General features: G+C 52.4%; 17 protein-coding genes and 3 tRNA genes. 10 read left to right on the plus strand and 10 right to left on the minus strand.

The genetic code is table 11. From position 1 onward, the window contains the following. The first annotated feature begins 14 nt into the window (after positions 1-14). Positions 15-332: a quaternary ammonium compound efflux SMR transporter SugE gene (gene sugE, locus NNO08_RS06015; RefSeq protein WP_000118520.1), complete on the plus strand. Its 318-nt coding sequence runs from the start codon at positions 15-17 to the stop codon at positions 330-332. Here the strand turns inward: sugE and NNO08_RS06020 are convergent. Both NNO08_RS06020 and blaCMY read right to left on the minus strand, forming a co-directional pair. Then, positions 329-862 carry a lipocalin family protein gene (locus NNO08_RS06020; protein WP_202039898.1) on the minus strand — a complete coding sequence of 178 codons (534 nt, stop codon included), beginning with the start codon at positions 860-862 and terminating at the stop codon, positions 329-331. The two genes, sugE and NNO08_RS06020, sit on opposite strands and share 4 nt — an antisense overlap. 93 nt (positions 863-955) lie before the next feature. After that, the gene (blaCMY, locus tag NNO08_RS06025) at positions 956-2,101 is read right to left on the minus strand and encodes a CMY-2 family class C beta-lactamase (protein ID WP_271456346.1); all 1,146 of its coding nucleotides are present in this window, start codon (positions 2,099-2,101) and stop codon (positions 956-958) included. A 131-nt stretch (positions 2,102-2,232) separates the two neighbouring features. Between blaCMY and ampR the strand changes: the two genes are divergently transcribed. After that, on the plus strand, positions 2,233-3,108 hold the full coding sequence (ampR, locus tag NNO08_RS06030) for a LysR family transcriptional regulator AmpR (protein ID WP_271456347.1): 876 nt from the start codon (positions 2,233-2,235) through the stop codon (positions 3,106-3,108). A gap of 41 nt (positions 3,109-3,149) precedes the next feature. Here ampR and frdD read toward each other — a convergent pair whose 3' ends face one another. Genes frdD through frdA form a run of 4 tightly spaced genes read right to left on the minus strand, consistent with a single transcriptional unit; the run spans position 3,150 to position 6,443 of the window. After that, positions 3,150-3,509: a fumarate reductase subunit FrdD gene (gene frdD, locus NNO08_RS06035; protein ID WP_048212909.1), complete on the minus strand. Its 360-nt coding sequence runs from the start codon at positions 3,507-3,509 to the stop codon at positions 3,150-3,152. Positions 3,510-3,519: 10 nt separating this feature from the next. Continuing rightward, the gene (gene frdC / locus NNO08_RS06040) at positions 3,520-3,915 is read right to left on the minus strand and encodes a fumarate reductase subunit FrdC (RefSeq protein ID WP_048212908.1); all 396 of its coding nucleotides are present in this window, start codon (positions 3,913-3,915) and stop codon (positions 3,520-3,522) included. 10 nt (positions 3,916-3,925) lie between these two features. Next, complete coding sequence (frdB, locus tag NNO08_RS06045; protein WP_137384014.1) at positions 3,926-4,660, minus strand: fumarate reductase iron-sulfur protein; 735 nt, start codon at positions 4,658-4,660, stop codon at positions 3,926-3,928. Next, complete coding sequence (gene frdA, locus NNO08_RS06050) at positions 4,653-6,443, minus strand: fumarate reductase (quinol) flavoprotein subunit (RefSeq protein WP_271456348.1); 1,791 nt, start codon at positions 6,441-6,443, stop codon at positions 4,653-4,655. The genes frdB and frdA overlap by 8 nt, the downstream gene beginning before the upstream one ends. A gap of 324 nt (positions 6,444-6,767) precedes the next feature. Between frdA and epmA the strand changes: the two genes are divergently transcribed. Beyond that, a complete protein-coding gene (gene epmA / locus NNO08_RS06055) occupies positions 6,768-7,745 on the plus strand; it encodes an elongation factor P--(R)-beta-lysine ligase (RefSeq protein ID WP_137384013.1) in 978 nt (325 codons plus the stop codon). A 216-nt stretch (positions 7,746-7,961) separates the two neighbouring features. Continuing rightward, complete coding sequence (yjeM, locus tag NNO08_RS06060; protein ID WP_271454078.1) at positions 7,962-9,464, plus strand: glutamate/gamma-aminobutyrate family transporter YjeM; 1,503 nt, start codon at positions 7,962-7,964, stop codon at positions 9,462-9,464. Between the two features lie 94 nt (positions 9,465-9,558). Here the strand turns inward: yjeM and mscM are convergent, their stop codons facing one another. The 3 genes from mscM to rsgA all read right to left on the minus strand — a co-directional run bounded on the left by mscM (position 9,559) and on the right by rsgA (position 15,004). Next, a complete protein-coding gene (gene mscM, locus NNO08_RS06065) occupies positions 9,559-12,873 on the minus strand; it encodes a miniconductance mechanosensitive channel MscM (RefSeq protein ID WP_271454077.1) in 3,315 nt (1,104 codons plus the stop codon). Between the two features lie 17 nt (positions 12,874-12,890). Continuing rightward, a complete protein-coding gene (gene asd / locus NNO08_RS06070; protein WP_271456349.1) occupies positions 12,891-13,859 on the minus strand; it encodes an archaetidylserine decarboxylase in 969 nt (322 codons plus the stop codon). Between the two features lie 92 nt (positions 13,860-13,951). Beyond that, positions 13,952-15,004 carry a small ribosomal subunit biogenesis GTPase RsgA gene (gene rsgA / locus NNO08_RS06075; protein WP_271440269.1) on the minus strand — a complete coding sequence of 351 codons (1,053 nt, stop codon included), beginning with the start codon at positions 15,002-15,004 and terminating at the stop codon, positions 13,952-13,954. A gap of 106 nt (positions 15,005-15,110) precedes the next feature. On the opposite strand from rsgA, the gene orn reads away from it, so the two are divergent. The 4 genes from orn to NNO08_RS06095 all read left to right on the plus strand — a co-directional run bounded on the left by orn (position 15,111) and on the right by NNO08_RS06095 (position 16,437). Further along, positions 15,111-15,656 (plus strand): oligoribonuclease, encoded by a 546-nt coding sequence (gene orn, locus NNO08_RS06080; RefSeq protein WP_040232952.1) that lies wholly within the window; start codon positions 15,111-15,113, stop codon positions 15,654-15,656. Positions 15,657-15,897: 241 nt separating this feature from the next. After that, positions 15,898-15,973 (plus strand) — tRNA-Gly (locus NNO08_RS06085). A 156-nt stretch (positions 15,974-16,129) separates the two neighbouring features. Next, positions 16,130-16,205: transfer RNA gene (locus tag NNO08_RS06090), tRNA-Gly, on the plus strand. A gap of 156 nt (positions 16,206-16,361) precedes the next feature. Continuing rightward, a tRNA-Gly gene (locus NNO08_RS06095) sits at positions 16,362-16,437 on the plus strand. Positions 16,438-16,706: 269 nt separating this feature from the next. On the opposite strand, the gene queG is transcribed toward NNO08_RS06095, so the two are convergent. Then, the gene (gene queG / locus NNO08_RS06100) at positions 16,707-17,846 is read right to left on the minus strand and encodes a tRNA epoxyqueuosine(34) reductase QueG (protein WP_271440270.1); all 1,140 of its coding nucleotides are present in this window, start codon (positions 17,844-17,846) and stop codon (positions 16,707-16,709) included. On the opposite strand from queG, the gene nnr reads away from it, so the two are divergent. Then, positions 17,845-19,392: a bifunctional ADP-dependent NAD(P)H-hydrate dehydratase/NAD(P)H-hydrate epimerase gene (gene nnr / locus NNO08_RS06105; protein ID WP_271456350.1), complete on the plus strand. Its 1,548-nt coding sequence runs from the start codon at positions 17,845-17,847 to the stop codon at positions 19,390-19,392. The two genes, queG and nnr, sit on opposite strands and share 2 nt — an antisense overlap. Then, the gene (gene tsaE / locus NNO08_RS06110; protein ID WP_271440272.1) at positions 19,364-19,825 is read left to right on the plus strand and encodes a tRNA (adenosine(37)-N6)-threonylcarbamoyltransferase complex ATPase subunit type 1 TsaE; all 462 of its coding nucleotides are present in this window, start codon (positions 19,364-19,366) and stop codon (positions 19,823-19,825) included. The genes nnr and tsaE overlap by 29 nt, the downstream gene beginning before the upstream one ends. Positions 19,826-19,829 lie beyond the last annotated feature (4 nt).

Here is a 19,829-nt window from a genome sequence, read left to right on the forward strand (position 1 = left end):
TTCTGGAGCCTGTTATGTCCTGGATCGTTTTACTTATCGCGGGCCTGCTTGAAGTTGTCTGGGCGATTGGTTTGAAATATACCCACGGTTTTACCCGTTTAACGCCAAGTATTATCACCATTGCGGCGATGATCGTCAGTATCGCTATGCTTTCCTGGGCGATGAGAACGCTGCCAGTTGGTACAGCTTATGCCGTCTGGACCGGGATTGGCGCGGTAGGGGCAGCCATTACCGGCATTCTGCTACTGGGTGAATCAGCCAGCCCGGCGCGTCTGCTCAGCCTGGGGTTGATTGTTGCCGGCATTATTGGCCTGAAGCTCAGCACCCACTAAGCGCCTGGCTGTTTTACCCAAATCAACTTGTTCACTTCAAACCCTTCCCGGGTCGCGACTGCCAGCATCTGCTGTTTCATCTCATCTGAAATCGTTGGGGTGCGAGAGAGGATCCACAGATAGTCGCGATCCGGGCCACAGACCAGCGCATGGCGATACTCCCGGTCGAGTGCAATCACGTTATACCCGCCATAGAAGGGACCGAAGAACGAGACCTTAAGAGCAGCCCGTCCAGGATCGCCGGTGAAATAGGCTTTGCCTTCCGTTTTTTGCCACATGCCTCGGTCCGGGTTGTAGCCTTTGTTGATGACGTTGATCCCACCGTCATCGCGCAAGCTATAGGTTGCAGTAACTTTATCCAACCCACGTTCAAAGCGGTGGTCGAACCGCGCGATCTCATACCAGGTGCCAAGATAACGTTTGGCATCAAAGTTGTTTACAACAGTAACGCCTTTGGGCGGCGTAGGTGAACTGCAAGCCACTACCAGAAATGCAGCCGTGACTGCAGCAACGACAGGCAGAATGCGCATGGGATATTCCTTGCTGTATTTTTGTTAAGTGTAGATGACAGCAGGAAAAGACGTGGAAGAAAGGAGGCCCGACGGATCGGACCTCAACGCCGGTTACTGCAGTTTTTCAAGGATGCGCCAGGCCGCGTCGACGCGAGCAGGATTCGGGTAGCTTTTATTGGCCAGCATCACGATGCCCAGATTTTTCTCCGGAATAAAAGCTACATAACTACCAAATCCGCCAGTCGAACCTGTTTTATGTACCCAGGAGGTTTTTACTGCGGGGGCTGGTGGGGTTACCTCAACGGCCGGAAGCGCCGCCAGAGCGATTTTACTGTCGCTGCCGTTGATAATCGTCTCTGCTTTTACTGGCCAGTTCAGCATTTCCCAGCCTAAGCCCTGGTACATCTCACCAATGCGCCAGTAACGTGACTGTGCGAGCCGGATGCCCTGCTGCAGAGTTTTCTCCTGCACGTGGCTGGCGTCCATATTGGCCTGAACCCAGCGTGCCATATCCATAATGCTGGATTTCACACCATACGCTTCGGCATCAAGCTGGCCCGGCGAAACATGTACGGGCTTACCATCGCGATAGCCCCAGGCATAATCCCGTTGCTCGTTCTGTGGAACGGTAATCCAGGTGTGTGTGAGTTTTAATGGCTGCAGGACGCGTCTGGTCATCGCCTCTTCGTAGCTCATTCCTGAGGGTTTCACCGCCAGTGCGCCAAACAGACCAATGCTGGAGTTAGCATAGAGACGTTTAGCGCCTGGGGCCCACTGAGGTTGCCAGTTTTGATAAAAGTGCAGCAATGCGGTTTTATCCGTCACCTCGTCGGGGATCTGAAGCGGCAGGCCACCAGCCGTGTATGTGGCTAAGTGCAGCAGACGAATGTCCTGCCACTGTTTGCCTGTGAGTTCCGGCCAGTACTGGGTGACCGGATCGCTGAGTTTGATTTCGCCGCGGGCGATCGCATCGCCACCCAGCACGCCATTGAAGGTCTTACTGACTGAACCGAGCTCAAACAGCGTATTCTGTGTGACCGGGCGATTATTGGCGATATCAGCTTTACCCCAGGTAAAATAATACGGTTTTCCCTGGTAGATAACGGCCACGGCCATACCCGGAATGGCCTGTTCTTTCATCAGCGGTGTGATGGTGCGGTTAACGATATCGGCAATGTGTTGTTCTGTGTTCGAGGCGGCAAACGTTGAGAAAGAAGCGGCCATCAGCAGCATGCAGCATAACGATTTTTTCATCATGAAATCATTTCCGTAATAAAAAGCGAAAGGGTGTCCGGGCCCATCAGACGCGACAAGTTTGTTTGATTTGCACTGTGTTGACAAACGGTTAAATTTAGCAGCAGATATAAGTTTTTCTAACAGGCAAGATGATGACGCGTAGCTATATCCCACTTAATTCTCTGCGGGCTTTTGAAGCGGCCGCCAGGCATCTCAGCTTTACCCGCGCAGCAATTGAGCTGAATGTAACGCATTCTGCTATCAGCCAGCATGTGAAAGCGTTGGAGCAACAGCTGAATTGTCAGCTCTTTATCCGCGTTTCACGGGGACTGATGCTCACGACAGAAGGTGAAAGTCTGTTACCTGTACTTAATGATTCCTTCGATCGTATGGCGGCGATGTTAGACCGTTTTGCCAGTAACCAGGCTCAGGAAAAACTGAAAATTGGTGTGGTAGGCACTTTTGCGGTGGGGTGCCTTTTCCCACTTCTACACGATTTCAAACGGGGCTATCCGCATATCGATTTACAGCTTTCCACGCATAATAACCGTGTTGATCCTGCCGCCGAAGGCCTGGATTATACCATTCGCTATGGTGGTGGAGCCTGGCACGATACCGATGCGCAATATTTATGTAGCGCGCTGATGTCTCCACTTTGTTCACCCGATCTGGCCTTTCAGATTCAGACGCCTGCAGATATCCTGAAATTTCCGCTATTACGATCGTATCGTCGTGATGAATGGGCGCTGTGGATGCAGGCGGCCGGAGAGACTCCCCCTTCACCAACGCACAATGTGATCGTGTTTGACTCGTCCGTCACGATGCTTGAAGCGGCGCAGGCAGGGCTGGGGGTGGCGATTGCTCCCGTCAGAATGTTCACGCATTTGTTGAGCAGTGAGCGTATCGTACAACCGTTTTTAACGCAGATTGATTTGGGAAGTTACTGGATTACGCGATTGCAATCCCGTCCGGAGACGCCTGCGATGCGTGATTTTTCCCGCTGGTTGACCGGCGTTGTGCAAAAATAAAAAGGCCCGCCAGTGGCGGGCCTAATAGGTAGCAACTGCGATTAGATAGTCAGAATGCCAATCGCTGTTACAACGGTCAGGATTGCAGCCAGGCCGTAGAATACCCATTTGCCAGCAGGCACGTGGATTTTCAGGTCATGCATAGCGTGGTGCATACGGTGTAAACCACACCACAGCGGCAGAACGATCATCAGGAACAGAAATGCGCGTCCGATGAAGCTCTGGGCAAATGCCATAATGCGCTCATAGCTCAGCGCATCGCCCGGGAACAGACCCAGCGGCAGCATAATACCAACCAGCAGAACCACTACCGGCGCAATGATTGCGCCCCACATACCACCTGCACCAAACAGACCCCAGAATACAGGTTCGTCAGAGCGTTTTGGATTTGGATTAATCATCCCGGACTCCTTACCAGTACAGGGCTACATACAGTATGACTACGGTCACAACCGCAGTAACTACCCAGAGACCTTTGATGATCGGCTCTGGCCCCATTTTTTCGTCTTTTACGATGATGTTGGCGGCTTTCGGCGCCAGTTCAAACCAGGTTTTGGTATGCAGCAGCGCTGCAGCCAGAACAACCAGGTTGAGGATGACCACCACCGGGTTTTGCAAAAAGCCGACAAAGCCCATCCAGGACTCAGCACCATGCTTCAGAGCAAACAGGCCGAAAATCAGTTCAATACTGAACCAGACTGCCGGAACTGCCGTGCCTTCGCGCAGCATGTAAAAGCGATAAAATGGCAGCTTTTTCCACCAGGTGGACGTCATCGGCCGCACATAGGGTTTGCGTTTAGTCGTCATCATGCACTCCTTAGCGTGGTTTCAGGGTGGCGATAAGAAAGTCTTTTGAACTTTCAACTTTACCCTGCTGAATGGCCGCAGCCGGATCGACGTGTTTCGGGCAGACTTCGGAGCAGTAGCCCACGAAAGTACAGGTCCAAACGCCGTTCGGGCTGTTCAACTGAGCCATACGCTCCTTCTTACCGTGGTCGCGGCTATCTTCGTTATAGCGATGCGCCAGTGTAATTGCAGCCGGTCCAATGAACTCAGGGTTCAGGCCGAACTGCGGACACGCGGCGTAACACAGACCACAGTTGATGCAACCGGAGAACTGATGATATTTCGCCATCTGCGCCGGAGTCTGGGTGTTTGGACCCTGATCCGGAGTACGCGGGTTACCAATGATGTACGGCTTGATCGCTTCCAGACTTTCGATGAAGTGCGTCATATCGACGACCAGATCGCGTTCAATCGGGAAGTTGCCCAACGCTTCAACCTTCATACCGCTGGTGTAATCACGCAGGAAGGTTTTGCACGCCAGCTTCGGCACGTTGTTGACCATCATGCCGCAAGAGCCGCAGATTGCCATACGGCAGGACCAACGATAGCTCAGGTCCGGTGCCAGGTTATCTTTGATGTAGCCCAACGCATCCAGCAGAGACGTGGTTTCATCATAAGGAACTTCATAGAAAGCACTGTGCGGCGCGGTATCGGTTTCCGGGTTATAGCGCACCACCTCAACTTTCAGGTTTTTCATCTCAGCCATTCGCCTTCTCCTTCTTATCGGCTGCTTCCGCTTCGCCACCGTATACACGTTTAGCTGGTGGCAGAGTGGTGATTTTCACGTCGCTGTATTCCAGGCGAGTCGTGCCGTCAGCATCGCGGAAGGCGAGGGTATGTTTGAGGAAGTTAACGTCGTCACGCTCGGTGCAGCCTTCATCCAGACGCTGGTGCGCGCCGCGGGATTCTTTACGTGCCAGCGCGGAGTGCGCCATACATTCGGCAACGTTCAGGCCGTGACCCAGTTCAATGGTGTACAGCAGGTCGGTGTTAAAGACGCTGGAGGTATCAGTGATACGTACGCGCTTGAAGCGTTCCTGCAGCTCAGCCAGCTTATCAACGGTTTTCTGCATGAGTTCCGGTGTACGGTAGATACCGCAACCTTCTTCCATAGACAGACCCATTTCGTCGCGGATCTTAGACCAGTTTTCGTTACCTTCCTGGTTAACCAGATCTTTCAGACGTTTTTCAACGCTAGCAACCTGTGCATCGAGCGCGGCACTGTTTGCAGCGCCAGCCGTTGCAGCACGTTCTGCAGCCTGCTCACCCGCCATACGGCCAAAGACCACCAGTTCCGCCAGAGAGTTGGAGCCCAGACGGTTAGCACCGTGCAGACCAACAGAGGAACATTCACCCACCGCGAACAGACCTTTAATACGGGTTTCGCAGTGCTGATCGGTTTCGATACCGCCCATGGTGTAGTGTGCGGTCGGGCGTACCGGGATCGGTTCTTTAACCGGATCGACACCCACGTAGGCTTTCGCCAGTTCGCAGATGAACGGTAAACGTTCGAGCAGTTTTTTCTCGCCGAGGTGACGCAGGTCGAGGTGAACGACATCGCCACGTGGGGTGGAGATGGTGTTGCCTTTACGCCATTCGTGCCAGAAAGCCTGAGAAACTTTGTCACGCGGACCGAGTTCCATGTATTTGTTTTTCGGCTCACCCAGCGGAGTTTCCGGGCCCATGCCGTAATCTTGCAGATAGCGGTAGCCATTTTTGTTGACCAGAATACCGCCTTCACCACGGCAGCCTTCAGTCATCAGGATACCGGAACCAGGCAGACCGGTTGGGTGATACTGAACGAATTCCATATCACGCAGCGGAACGCCGTGGCTCAGCGCCATGCCCATACCGTCGCCGGTTACGATGCCGCCGTTGGTGTTGTAACGGTAAACACGACCCGCACCGCCCGTTGCCATCACGACGGCGTTAGCACGGATTTGTACCAGGGTGCCTTCCATCATGTTCATGGCGACCAGGCCGCGAGCATGACCGTCGTCAACCAGGATATCCAGAACGAAGTGTTCATCAAAGCGCTGAATCTGCGGGAACTGCAAAGAAGTTTGGAACAGCGTATGCAGCATGTGGAAGCCGGTTTTATCCGCGGCAAACCAGGTACGCTCGATTTTCATGCCGCCGAAGCGACGTACGTTGACGCTACCGTCTTCACGACGGCTCCATGGGCAGCCCCATTGTTCCAGCTGCGTCATTTCAGTTGGGCAGTGGTGGACAAAGTAATCCACGACATCCTGCTCACACAGCCAGTCTCCGCCTGCTACCGTATCGTGAAAATGGTAGTCAAAGCTGTCATGATCCTGCGCGACAGCAGCAGAGCCGCCTTCGGCAGCAACGGTATGGCTGCGCATTGGGTACACTTTTGAGATCAGTGCGATTTTAGCGTTGGGATTTGCTTGTGCGGCAGCAATTGCAGCACGTAATCCCGCGCCACCGGCGCCTATAATGGCAAGATCGGCTTGAAAGGTTTGCACGACATTCCTCCAGATTGTTGTTATTTCATCCCCGCCCGAATTCAGATGCTTAATCGGATTCAAACAGGTTATGAACGCGTTTCCACTGCTCCTTTATAGGTACAATAGTATAGTCTTAGGGATGTGAGGGAAATTTGACGTGTTCGATTTTTTTAGCGTATCAGAGGGCTGAATTATCATTGAATTTGATTAATTTAATTACTAAACCACCCAATATTGCTTTTTTTACCCGCCAGCCAGTGTTTATTATTCCCGCGTGAAATTTGTCTCGCTAGCACGATACGAGTAGACTTCGTGCCCTTGTCTGAAATCGGAGAAACAACCATGAGCGAAACGGCAACCTGGCAGCCGAGCGCGTCCATCCCCAATCTGTTAAAACGTGCAGCAATTATAGCGGAGATTCGCCGCTTTTTTGCCGATCGTGGAGTGCTTGAGGTTGAGACACCTTGCATGAGTCAGGCGACGGTAACGGACATTCATCTGTTCCCGTTCGAAACGCGTTTCGTTGGCCCTGGTCATTCCCAGGGGATGAACCTCTATTTAATGACCAGCCCGGAATACCATATGAAGCGCCTGCTGGTCGCTGGATGTGGCCCGGTGTATCAGCTATGTCGCAGCTTCCGCAATGAAGAAATGGGACGGCATCATAATCCTGAGTTCACCATGCTTGAGTGGTATCGCCCACACTACGACATGTATCGCCTGATGAACGAAGTGGATGATTTGTTGCAGCAAGTGCTGGACTGCTCACCTGCCGAAAGCCTTTCTTACCAGCAAGCTTTCCAGCGTCATCTGGAGATTGACCCGCTGTCTGCGGATAAAACCCAACTGCGAGAAGTGGCGGCGAAGCTGGATCTCAGCAATATCGCGGATACTGAAGAAGACCGGGATACCTTGCTGCAACTGTTGTTTACAATGGGTGTTGAGCCGCATATTGGCAAAGACAAACCAACGTTTGTGTACCATTTCCCGGCCAGCCAGGCGTCACTGGCGCAAATCAGTACTGAAGATCATCGGGTCGCAGAGCGATTTGAGGTTTATTATAAAGGTATTGAGCTGGCGAATGGTTTCCATGAGTTGACCGATGCGCGTGAACAGCAGCAACGGTTTGAGCAGGATAATCGTAAACGTGCAGCGCGTGGCCTGCCGCAACAGCCAATTGACAACAACTTGCTTGAAGCGTTGAAGGTTGGGATGCCGGATTGCTCTGGTGTGGCGCTGGGTGTTGATCGTCTGGTGATGCTGGCGCTGGGCGCTGATAGCCTGGCTGACGTTATCGCCTTTACCGTCGATCGCGCATAACGTGTTTTCCCTTCGCAAAACAAAGTGGCGGTAAAACCGCCACTTTGTAGCACATTTTTTCACTTTCCCTCTAATAGCCACAATTTGACTCTGGATATCTGGTATCGTTTAGGTATCAATTCTGTGTTGATTTTTAATTGCTGAACTCTGCAAAGAGAGCGGTGCCAATCGGTGAGCGGCGTTTGCTAAACGCTTGCCAGAGTAAGGGATGGTTGAATGACCCAAACAATAAAGAAGATGAGCCTGATAGGTCTCATCCTTATGATATTCACGTCAGTTTTCGGATTTGCAAATAGTCCCTCTGCATTTTATTTGATGGGATATAGTGCGATTCCCTGGTATATATTTTCTGCATTATTATTCTTTATTCCCTTCGCTTTAATGATGGCAGAAATGGGTTCCGCCTATCGAAAAGAAGAGGGTGGAATATATTCGTGGATGAATAATAGCGTTGGACCACGCTACGCATTTATCGGTACGTTTATGTGGTTCTCCTCCTACGTGATATGGATGGTTAGCACAGCGGCAAAAGTATGGGTGCCTTTCTCCACCTTCTTATTCGGTGCAGACATGACGCAGCATTGGGGTATCGCCGGGCTTGAACCAACCCAGGTTGTCGGACTGCTTGCGGTCGGCTGGATGGTGGTGGTGACCTGTGTTGCTTCCCGCGGTATTAATAAGATTGCACGTATTACGGCTGTAGGCGGAATTGCCGTAATGTGTCTTAACTTAGTTCTGTTGTTAGTGAGTGTCGCTATTTTGTTATTAACAGGTGGCCACTTTGCGCAGGATATTAATTTTACATCTTCACCCAATCCGGGATATCAGTCAGGCCTGGCAATGTTGTCGTTCGTGGTATTTGCCATTTTTGCTTATGGTGGAATTGAAGCCGTGGGTGGACTGGTCGATAAAACGGAGAAACCAGAAAAGAACTTTGCAAAAGGCATTGTCTTTGCCGCTATCGTCATTTCAGTTGGTTATTCGCTGGCCATATTTTTGTGGGGTGTTAGCACCAACTGGCAGCAGGTATTAAGTAATGGTTCCGTTAACCTTGGTAATATTACTTATATCCTGATGAAAAGTCTTGGCATGACATTGGGTAATGCGCTGCACCTTTCCCCAGAGACGGCAACGACGATGGGGGTATGGTTTGCGCGTATTACCGGGCTTTCCATGTTCCTTGCCTATACCGGTGCTTTTTTTACCCTTAGCTACTCGCCGCTGAAAGCGATTATTCAGGGAACACCAAAAGCGCTGTGGCCGGCACCGATGACCAAACTGAATGCGATGGGTATGCCAACGACAGCAATGTGGATGCAGTGCCTGTTGGTGAGTTTGTTTATTCTGTTAGTTTCCTTCGGCGGTGATACGGCCTCCGCGTTTTATAACAAACTGACGCTGATGGCGAACGTATCTATGACGTTGCCGTATCTGTTCCTGGCGTTGGCGTTTCCGTTCTTCAAATCCCGCGTGGGGTTGGAAAGGCCGTTTGTTATTTTTAAAACCCGGGCGGCAACGTTGCTGGCAACGGGAGTGGTGGTACTGGTGGTGACGTTTGCCAACGTATTTACCATCATCCAGCCGGTGATCGAGGCCGGAGACTGGAACAGTGCGCTGTGGATGACTGGCGGTCCGATATTCTTCTCACTGCTGGCGATGGCGATTTATCAGAACTACAGTCGCCGCGCGTCCAATGAGCCTGAATGGGCTGTGGAATAAACGACCTGCTTAATCCGGCCTACAAAGAAGCATCTTCGTAGGCCGGATAAGACCCAACGGGTCGCCATCCGGCATTTCTTGCCTGGAGCATGCGCTACAAACTTCCCGCCGGACGACTGCTTCTGCCCGCAGAACTTAACGTTCTTCCCGTTTGCTTACCCCCCAGACTTTCCAGACGCATCTGGAACGGCGGGAATGGCATATCAATACCGTGCTCACGGAAGCCTGCCAGAATCAGTTGGTGGATCTCGTGGCGCAGCGGCATACGGTGTCCCATCTCCGCAGCATAGATACGCAGTTCGAAGATCTGAATCCCTTGCTGAAGGTCAACCAGGAAGACTTCCGGAGCAGGTGTGTCGATCACCAGCGAACAGCGGTGTGCGGCGGTAAGCAGGATTTGTGTGACTTCCTCGCTGTTAGCTTCCGACGGCGCCGGGATAGTTAACACGACACGCGTGACCGAGTCAGATAGTGACCAGTTGATAAACTGCTCGGTGATGAACGCTTTGTTGGGCACGATTATCTCTTTGCGGTCCCAGTCGCTGATGGTGGTCGCGCGGGTATTAATTTTCGTCACGCTACCGGTGAGATCGCGAATGGTCACCGTGTCGCCAATACGGATTGGTTTTTCAAACAGGATGATCAGGCCAGAAATAAAGTTGGCGAAGATCTCCTGCAAGCCAAAGCCCAGCCCCACACCGAGAGCGGCTACCAGCCACTGCAGTTTTGACCATTCGATACCAATCATTGAGAAGCCCACCAAACCGCCAATCAGCATCAGCAGATATTTGGTGATAGTGGTGATGGCATAACCGGTGCCGGGGGTTAAATCCAGGTGTTGTAGCAACGCCAGTTCCAGCAATGCGGGCAGGTTTCGCACCAACTGCGTCGTGATAATAAACACCAGAATCGCAATTAACACCGCACCCAGTGTAATGGGCTCTAAACTTTCTACGCCCTGCACCGTGGAGGTGACATCCCATAGTGAGATATTTTCCAGGAAGCCGAAAGCGGAATGAATTTCTGACCACAGCACGATAACCGAGAGCAGGGCGATGAGCATCAGGATAGAACGCACCAGGCGCAGTGATTGTGCACTGATCGCATCAAGATCCACTTCGCTTTCGTCAACATCAACGGCCCCTTCAAGGCTGGTTGAATGTGGTGGCTCTTCCTCACCGCGCGCGCGTTGCGCCAGCATTTCAGCACGTCGATGCTTGGCACGATCGAATGCCAGACGGCGACGTTGGATTAGCATCCAACGGCGAATGACGTGATAGACCACCAGTAACAAGAACCAGATTGCTACCGAAGTCTCCAGGCGCGCCAGCAAGGCTTGTGATGTTGCCAGGTAGCCCACAGCAGCCGCGAGAATAGCAATGAGTGGTGCACCCATCAGCATATTCCACAGCATGCTGTTGACCATGTTGTCGCCATTGCCTTCTTTGTCGAGATACAGCGGTATACCGGCGCGTTTCAGGCTCAGGGTTACGATCGCCAGCGCCCCGCAAATCAGGATAAAGCACAGGCGCCCCAATGAAGCGGAGAATTCCCGGTCATTGAGGTTATCAAACATAATCACCGCCATGATCAGCGGGACAATCAGCCCGATACTCATCAGGTAATAGTGCATGGCCTTCGCGACACGGTTACGCGGCCAGCCAAAGTGCGCAATGAACAGACCGTTGGGGCGTGCGAAGGTGGCGCAAATCATTACCGCCCACAGCATGGGTACCGTTGCGGTAACGCCGTCTCCTATCGCGACGGCCAGCGGGTAGGGCCAGGCTTCCTGTAATCCGTAACCCAGTGTTGCCCATAGCACTGGCAGCGGTGAGGCCACAAGTATCGACCAGAATACCGTGCGTATCGTGAGCCAGAAGTGGTCCTGGGTGACTTTACCAACACGCGCTGACGAGCGTTCAAGAAAGCGGGTGAAGTGTTTACGTGAAGAAAGGCTAAACCCAACCAGCACCAGCGCACCGAACAGTGGCAGCAGCGTTTCTTTGCTGGTCAGCATCATGATCGTGGCTTTGCCGAGCTGATTAAATGTATCGAGTGAGATCAGGCGGCGCAGATCCTGAACAATGTCGACAGGCCAGGAAAGCGAGATGGGGCTGACGTCTGATGTCCAGAACAGATAACGGTGCGTCGCCTCGTTGACCTCTTTCAACGCGTCTTCCAGTTGGCTATTGGAGACTTTTAGCTTAGTGAGCTCGAGGATCAGTGTATCGCCACCCTGTAGCAGTGAGTTCAGTAGTTCACGCTGAGTGCGCAACTGGGCGTTGAGAATGCTGCTCTGCTCAGCGGTTAGTGGTTGTCCGTCGGCCTGGTGAATTTGACGTAATTGCGGCTGCTTGTTGAGGAGATCTTCATAGCGCATGCGGTGTACGCGCAGCTGTGCCATTTCGGTATCTAACTGCTGGGGTTTGGGCATTTCTGGCAGACGAGAAACTTGTGCACGCAGTGCTTCTCCCAGCATATTCGAGACGCCAAGCCATTGTGACTGTTCCCGCAGCGTATTCAGCGCCTGACGTACCTGCAACGTTTGGCTGGTGGCCTGACGCTGCTGGGAGGCGACCAGATCCATACGTTGCGCCTGCTGATTGAGTGCCTGAGACAGCTCACGGTTAACTTTAAACTGGTCAATGATGCCTTCCGGCAATCCTGCGCTGTTTTCTGCCAACAGTTCCGTGCTTTCCAGCGCTCGTTCGGCTTCACGCTGGCGCTGGCTGTTGAGTTGGTTGCGTAATGCCTGCAGGTAAGCGTCGAGCTGTTGGCTCTGTTTTTCTGCCAGTTCGGAGCGCATTCGCGCCAGTTCCTGACGGTTGTTTGCGGAAAGCTGAGCCAGTTCCAGTTCATCGACCTGGGCTTTAAGCCTGGCGGATTCTGCCTGCATTGCTTGATTGAGCGCTGAGTTACTGTTGGCTGTACCAAGGCGCCGCTCAATATCATTTAGCTGGCGGCGAGCATCGGTTTGTTGCTGGGGAAGCTGGCTTAACGAGTCGGCGATTTCCCTGGCGCGATCCTGCTCCTGTTGAGCCTGGCGGCTTTTATCCAGTAACTGACTGCTGACCTGAAGGATCTCCTGGTTTAATGCATCCGTCGTGAGGCCGGTCGGTACGCTACGCGGTTCGTCGCGCAGGTTGTTGAGCTGTGCGCGTAACGTGGCGGACAGCTTGGGGAAGTTATCGATAACCTGCTGATATTGTTCAGCACGCTCAAGGGAGCCTTTCCGCTCCTCAAGAGCATTCAGCGCGGACTGGAGCGCCTCAACGGTTTCTGGCTGAGCGGGTTTCGCCGCCTTTGCCTGCTCCAGTTCCTGAGTGAGTTGTTTACTGTCGGGGGCCGTCGCAGCGTACGCCCCCTGGCTGAGGCACCAGGCCATCAGAAAAGTGATAATCAGGCGCACAGCAGCGATTCCTATGGTTAACTTGCGTCTTTTTTGTCTTCAACCAGCGGGCTGGCGTCGTGTTCTACTTCGATTTCTTCTTTCGGCAATGGCGCGGGCTCTGCCTCCGGCGTCACGAAGGTCTCGGTCGAGATGGCCATCGGCTGGCCAATTTTGGTGACCGACAGATCCTGCAACTGTGCAACCAGATTAACTTTACCCGGCGCAAACAGGTTGATAACGGTTGAACCGAGTTTAAAGCGGCCCATTTCCTGACCTTTCAGCAGCGCCACAGAGCCTTCGCTTTCGCCTTCCGGCCATGTCCAGCGTTTGATCACGCCTTCACGTGGTGGGGTAATGGTGCCAGCCCATACGGTTTCAATGCTGCCGACGATGGTCGCACCGACCAGAATCTGCACCATCGGGCCGAATTCGGTATCAAACAGGCAAATAACACGTTCGTTGCGGGCAAACAGGTTCGGCACGTTCTGCGCGGTCAGGATGTTCACAGAGAAGAGATCGCCTGGCACGTACATCATTTCTCGCAAGATACCGTTACACGGCATGTGTACGCGGTGGTAATCACGCGGTGAGAGGTAAGTCGTGACAAACGTCCCGTTACGGAATTTATCCGCCATCTGGTAGTTGCCTGCCAGCAGCGCTTCAAGGGTGTAGCTATGCCCTTTGGCCTGCAAAAGTTTGTCTTCCTCAATATTACCCAACTGATTAATCACGCCGTCAGCGGGCATGACCAGCACATTGGGATCGGTATTGATCGGGCGTGCATCTTCGCGCAGCGGGCGAACAAAAAAGTCGTTAAAGGTACGATAGCTGGCGGTGTCCGGCTTTTGCGCCTCTTTCATATCGACCTTGTAATATTTCACGAACAGATCGATGACCAGTTTGGTCAACCATCCTGCACGTTTGCTCGCACCCCAACCCGCCAGGCGAGTGAGCCATAGTTTCGGCAGAATGTATTGTAGCGAAAGCTTAAATGAGTTTAACAAGGTAGCCTCCAGGCCATAATTTGTTCCCGATCCGGCATAGGGGCCGGATCCTGAAAAAAGGGGGACGATTCTAGCGATGCTTAGCTTAGTTGTCAGTTGTCTGTATCAGAAAAGTTTTTACGCGTTTTTACCTGCGCCATGCTTTCCAGGATGCGGTGATAATTTTCAAACCGAATCTCAGCGATTTTCCCTTCCTCGACAGCTTCACGAATTGCACAGCCCGGATCTGCATCATGTTTACAGTCGCGATACTTGCAATGGCCTAAATAGTCATGAAATTCGACAAAGCCATCAGTGATTTGTTCCGGTTCAAGATGCCACAGCCCAAACTCACGTACACCGGGGGAGTCGATGACATCGCCACCGTGAGGGAAGTGGTACAGGCGAGAAGCTGTTGTGGTGTGCTGCCCAAGACCAGAGTTGTCGGAGACATCATTGGTCAGGATCTCTTCCTGCAGGCCGAGAAGGTTATTGAGCAGGCTGGATTTGCCTACGCCTGACTGACCAGCAAAGATACTAATACGATCGGTCAATGCTTCTTCAAGCGGTTTCAGGCCGTCTTTGGTGCGGCTTGAGACCATCAACACGCGATAACCAATGTTGCGATAGATGTCCATCTGCTCGTTAACGAAGGCCATACCTTCGTTGTCCAGCAGATCGATTTTGTTGAGTACGATGATGGGCTCTACGTGCAAGGTTTCGCAAGCCACCAGATAACGGTCGATAATATTCAGTGACAGCTCAGGTAAGATGGCTGAAACAATCACGATTTGATCGATGTTGGCCGCAATGGGTTTCACCCCGTCGTAAAAGTCCGGGCGTGTGAGTACGGAGGTACGCTCATGTACCGCCTCAACGATCCCTTTAACATTCACGCCCTCTGCTGCCGCTTTACCCGGACGCCAGACTACACGATCGCCGGTAACCAGCGAACGAATGGTACGGCGGATGTTGCAACGGTGAATTTCACCGTCAGCAGATTCTACGTCGGCATGCATGCCAAAACGGCTGATAACGATGCCTTCAGCGGTCTCGCCAAACAGGTTGTCGTCGTAGTCGGGCTTCTCCGCGGACGTTTTAAGACGACGCTGGTGATTGGCGTTCACGCGGCGCTGTTGGCCTTTGGAGAGTTTATTCTTACTCAATCGGACTGGCTCCTGGTCGCCCATAATGGGCAAAACATTTATGATACACGCAATTTTAGATGAATATAGTCACACTGAATGTGACGTCTGAAGGGTGGAAAATAGCATGAGTGCCAATGAAAACAACCTGATTTGGATCGATCTGGAGATGACAGGTCTGGATCCCGAGCGCGATCGCATTATTGAGATCGCTACGCTAGTGACTGATGCCAACCTGAATATCCTGGCTGAAGGACCAACAATTGCGGTGCATCAGTCTGATGAGCAACTGGCGCTAATGGATGACTGGAACGTACGTACGCATACCGGAAGTGGACTAGTGGAACGCGTAAAAGCGAGCACCATGGGCGATCGTGAAGCCGAGCTGGCAACGCTGGCCTTTTTAAAAGAGTGGGTACCTGAAGGAAAATCACCTATCTGCGGCAACAGCATCGGCCAGGATCGCCGTTTCCTGTTTAAATATATGCCGGAACTGGAGGCGTATTTCCATTATCGCTATCTGGACGTCAGCACGCTTAAAGAGTTGGCCCGTCGCTGGAAACCAGAGATCCTTGATGGCTTCAAGAAACAAGGAACACACCAGGCAATGGACGATATTCGTGAGTCCGTTGCTGAGCTGGCTTACTATCGCGAGCATTTTATTAAGCTTTAATTTTGTGGATGACCGGGTGGCGGTTGTACTCTGCCCGGCCTACGAATATCGTTCCTGTGCGCTTGCACTGGGGCTGGATTGCCGCTAAATTAGACGACTTGTCGATAAATTCAGCACTTGAGCAGAAAAACGAAAAAATCGCTTTTAGGGGGGTTGCAGCTAAACGGATTTCTCGTATAATGCGCCTCCCGTAACGACAGAGAATTACACGTTACGGCAGCAACAAAAGAAGTACAAATTTGCGGGAATAGCTCAGTTGGTAGAGCACGACCTTGCCAAGGTCGGGGTCGCGAGTTCGAGTCTCGTTTCCCGCTCCAAAATTTGAAAGTGCTTATTAAGCACAGACCACCAATCGCAGGATTTCGAATTGCGACAAGGCGGCAACTGAATGAGTCCTCAGGAGCTTACAAAAGTAAGTGACTTAGGTGAATGAAGGCAGCCAACGCAGTAGCGGTTCGAAAGACGAAGATTATGCGGGAATAGCTCAGTTGGTAGAGCACGACCTTGCCAAGGTCGGGGTCGCGAGTTCGAGTCTCGTTTCCCGCTCCAAAATTTGAAAGTGCTTGTTAAGCACAGACCACCAATCGCAGAATTTCGAATTGCGACAAGGCGGCAACTGAATGAGTTCTCAGGAGCTTACAAAAGTAAGTGACTTAGGCGAATGAAGGCAGCCAACGCAGTAGCGGTTCGAAAGACGAAGATTATGCGGGAATAGCTCAGTTGGTAGAGCACGACCTTGCCAAGGTCGGGGTCGCGAGTTCGAGTCTCGTTTCCCGCTCCAAATTCTTATCTCAATAAAAATATCCACAACGTAGTATCGCGTTGGGGACGTTTTCGTTCGCCATTGACATACTTCTGTAAACAGACTTATCCACAGGTCGAGGCATCATTCCTTGAATGCAAATAACTTCGCCGGGTGAATGATATCTTTGTAACCAATTGAAATTATTGAACTAATTATCATTTCAAATTGTTAATGCGATCACTTGACGATTTTTTCCCTCTTGAATATCAATGTGTTTTTATTTTTATACACAAGCTGTGGATGATTTAAGCATCGCGCGGCAATCCTTTTTCAACGACCCTGACCAGGCGTTGTTTCTTCGGTAACTGTACTTCCACTACGCAGGCATTTCGCTTCTCAATTTGCCGGGCAATCGCCCATGATATGTGCTCGTCGAGAAGTGGGTGCTCACCTCTGCGGGTTTCCAGCGCATTGATTACGGCTTCATCCCAGGGGGCATTTCCCAGCGCAACGGCGATATTGCGCAGCCAGCGCAGATGGCCAATACGACGAATGGCAGATCCCTCCGTGACTTTCAAAAACCACGCCTCGCTCCAGCTAAATAGTTCTATTAACTCCGGAGCATGAAGCTGCTTGCGCGGATTGAAGTCATCCTCTGCCGTCAACTGCGAATAGCGATTCCACGGGCAGATGAGCTGGCAGTCATCGCAGCCATAGATGCGGTTCCCCAGTAGCGGACGAAACTCTTCCGGGATCGCGCCTTCCAGTTCGATCGTGAGATAAGAGATACAGCGGCGCGCATCCACCGTGTAGGGTTCAACGATAGCGCCGGTAGGACAAATGGTCATACAGGCCACGCATTTGCCGCATCCTTCTTCGACTGGCTTATCAACCGGGAGAGGCAAATCGATCAGTAACTCACCGAGAAAGAAGAATGAGCCAGCCTCACGGTTGAGGATAAGTGAGTGCTTACCTGTCCAGCCAAGCCCGGCTTTTTCCGCCAGTGGACGCTCAAGAATGGGCGCTGAATCGACAAAAGGTCTAAAATTCAGCGAAGCGCAGTGCTGTTGAATCATCTCGCCCAGCTTTTTTAAGCGGTTACGTAGCAACTTATGGTAGTCACGTCCAAGCGCGTAACGGCTGACGTAACCCAGGGAGGGGTTTTTCAACGTGCTGGCAAAGGCCGCGTTGGCAGGAAGATAGTTCATTCGCACGCTGATAACGCGTAATGTACCGGGCAATAATTCATGAGGTCGGGCGCGCATCATGCCGTGACGGGCCATCCAGTCCATTTCGCCGTGATAGTGTTTATCCAGCCAGGCCTGCAGTTTGGGTTCGGCTTCGCTGAGGTCGGTATCGGTAATACCGACCTGCTGAAAGCCAAGTTCCAGCCCCCACTGTTTAATATTTTGCGCTAACTGATTGAGATCGAGGGGCTCTGACATGACGGACCATACAATGAAGAAAAACCTCGCAAGTATACCACACTCCATCTGGCACGCCGATGACATCAAACGGATGGAACGAGAGGCGGCAGACAACTTAGGGCTGACGCTTTATGAACTGATGCTGCGTGCGGGAGAGGCTGTGTTTCAGGCTACACGGAACGTATATCCGCACGCTCAACACTGGCTGGTGCTATGCGGCCACGGTAACAATGGCGGTGATGGGTATGTGGTGGCAAGACTCGCTAAAGCGCTGGGTATTGATGTCACATTGCTGGCGCAGGAGAGCGATAAAACGCTTCCCGAGGAAGCACAGCAGGCGCGCGATGCCTGGCTTAATGCGGGGGGCGTCATCCATTCTACAGATATCGTCTGGCCAGGTCGTGTGGATGTCATTATCGACGCGCTGTTGGGGACCGGTTTAAAACAGGCTCCGCGCGAACCTCTCCGGACGCTGATTGAGCATGCCAATACCCATCCTGCCCCCATCGTCGCCGTAGACATTCCTTCTGGTCTGCTGGCACAAACAGGAGCGACACCGGGGGCGGTGATAAACGCAGCGCATACCGTCACCTTTATTGCGTTGAAACCAGGGCTGTTAACTGGCAAAGCGCGCGATGTTACCGGACATCTGCACTTTAACGCGCTTGGGTTGGACGCCTGGCTTGCCAGGCAAGATGCGCCGATTCAGCGTTATGAAGCCTCGCAGCTTGCGCATTGGTTAACACCACGTCGACCTACCTCACACAAAGGTTCCCATGGTCGGTTGGTCATTATTGGCGGTGACCACGGCACGGGGGGTGCCATTCGTATGGCCGGTGAAGCGGCGCTGCGTGCGGGGGCTGGATTGGTCAAAGTACTGACGCGCAGTGAAAATATCGCCCCCATTTTGACTGCCCGACCGGAACTCATGGTCGATACGCTAATGCCAAAGACGCTGGAAGAGGGTTTGGCGTGGGCGGATGTCGTGGTGATTGGTCCTGGTCTTGGACAGCAGGAGTGGGGCAAAAAAGCATTGCAAAAGGTCGAGAATTTTCGCAAACCGATGCTCTGGGATGCCGATGCGCTTAACCTGCTGGCAATCAATCCCGATAAACGTCACAATCGCGTGATCACGCCGCATCCGGGTGAGGCAGCACGGCTGCTGGGTTGTTCCATTGCAGAAATTGAGGACGATCGCTTACTTTGTGCACAACGTCTGGTAAAACGGTACGGAGGTGTGGTGGTGCTGAAAGGCGCGGGGACGGTTGTCGCCTCTGAACAGGCTGCATTGAGTATTATTGATGCCGGTAATGCCGGAATGGCCAGCGGCGGGATGGGGGATGTGCATTCCGGTATTATTGGCGCATTGCTCGGACAGAAGCTTACCCCGTATGATGCAGCGTGTGCGGGATGTGTTGCGCATGGTGCGGCGGCGGATGTACTGGCAGCGCGTTTTGGTATGCGCGGCATGCTGGCGACAGATCTCTTTACCACGCTACAGCGTATTGTTAACCCTGATGTGATTGACGTTTATCATGATGAATCGAGTAATTCCACTACCTGATGAGCAGGCAACTTTAGACCTGGGACAGCGGGTAGCCAAAGCCTGTGACGGCGCGACGGTTATTTATTTATATGGCGACCTGGGGGCGGGTAAAACGACCTTCAGTCGGGGATTTCTGCAGGCGTTAGGTCACAAAGGTAATGTAAAAAGCCCGACCTACACACTGGTCGAACCCTATGCGCTCGATAATTTAATGGTCTATCACTTCGACCTGTATCGCCTTGCGGACCCGGAGGAGCTGGAATTTATGGGGATCCGCGATTATTTTGCCAATGATGCCATCTGCCTGGTGGAATGGCCGCAACAAGGTAAAGGTGTACTGCCAGACCCGGACGTCGAAATACACATTGAATATCAGGCGCAAGGTCGTGAGGCGCGCGTAAGTGCGGTCTCCTCATCGGGTGATTTATTGCTGGCGCGTTTGGCCGATTAACCTT

It is taken from the genome of Citrobacter sp. Igbk 17, from assembly GCF_028069775.1.
Lineage (GTDB): Bacteria > Pseudomonadota > Gammaproteobacteria > Enterobacterales > Enterobacteriaceae > Citrobacter.

Bases quoted from the DNA above. Each gene is read 5' to 3' on its own strand.
- ampR (WP_271456347.1), top strand. From the start codon at position 2,233: ATGACGCGTAGCTATATCCCACTTAATTCTCTGCGGGCTTTTGAAGCG.
- frdB (WP_137384014.1), bottom strand. From the start codon at position 4,660: ATGGCTGAGATGAAAAACCTGAAAGTTGAGGTGGTGCGCTATAACCCG.
- queG (WP_271440270.1), bottom strand. From the start codon at position 17,846: ATGTCAGAGCCCCTCGATCTCAATCAGTTAGCGCAAAATATTAAACAG.
- NNO08_RS06020 (WP_202039898.1), bottom strand. From the start codon at position 862: ATGCGCATTCTGCCTGTCGTTGCTGCAGTCACGGCTGCATTTCTGGTA.
- sugE (WP_000118520.1), top strand. From the start codon at position 15: ATGTCCTGGATCGTTTTACTTATCGCGGGCCTGCTTGAAGTTGTCTGG.
- orn (WP_040232952.1), top strand. From the start codon at position 15,111: ATGAGTGCCAATGAAAACAACCTGATTTGGATCGATCTGGAGATGACA.
- tsaE (WP_271440272.1), top strand. From the start codon at position 19,364: ATGATGAATCGAGTAATTCCACTACCTGATGAGCAGGCAACTTTAGAC.
- epmA (WP_137384013.1), top strand. From the start codon at position 6,768: ATGAGCGAAACGGCAACCTGGCAGCCGAGCGCGTCCATCCCCAATCTG.
- frdD (WP_048212909.1), bottom strand. From the start codon at position 3,509: ATGATTAATCCAAATCCAAAACGCTCTGACGAACCTGTATTCTGGGGT.
- frdC (WP_048212908.1), bottom strand. From the start codon at position 3,915: ATGACGACTAAACGCAAACCCTATGTGCGGCCGATGACGTCCACCTGG.
- yjeM (WP_271454078.1), top strand. From the start codon at position 7,962: ATGACCCAAACAATAAAGAAGATGAGCCTGATAGGTCTCATCCTTATG.
- blaCMY (WP_271456346.1), bottom strand. From the start codon at position 2,101: ATGATGAAAAAATCGTTATGCTGCATGCTGCTGATGGCCGCTTCTTTC.
- nnr (WP_271456350.1), top strand. From the start codon at position 17,845: ATGACGGACCATACAATGAAGAAAAACCTCGCAAGTATACCACACTCC.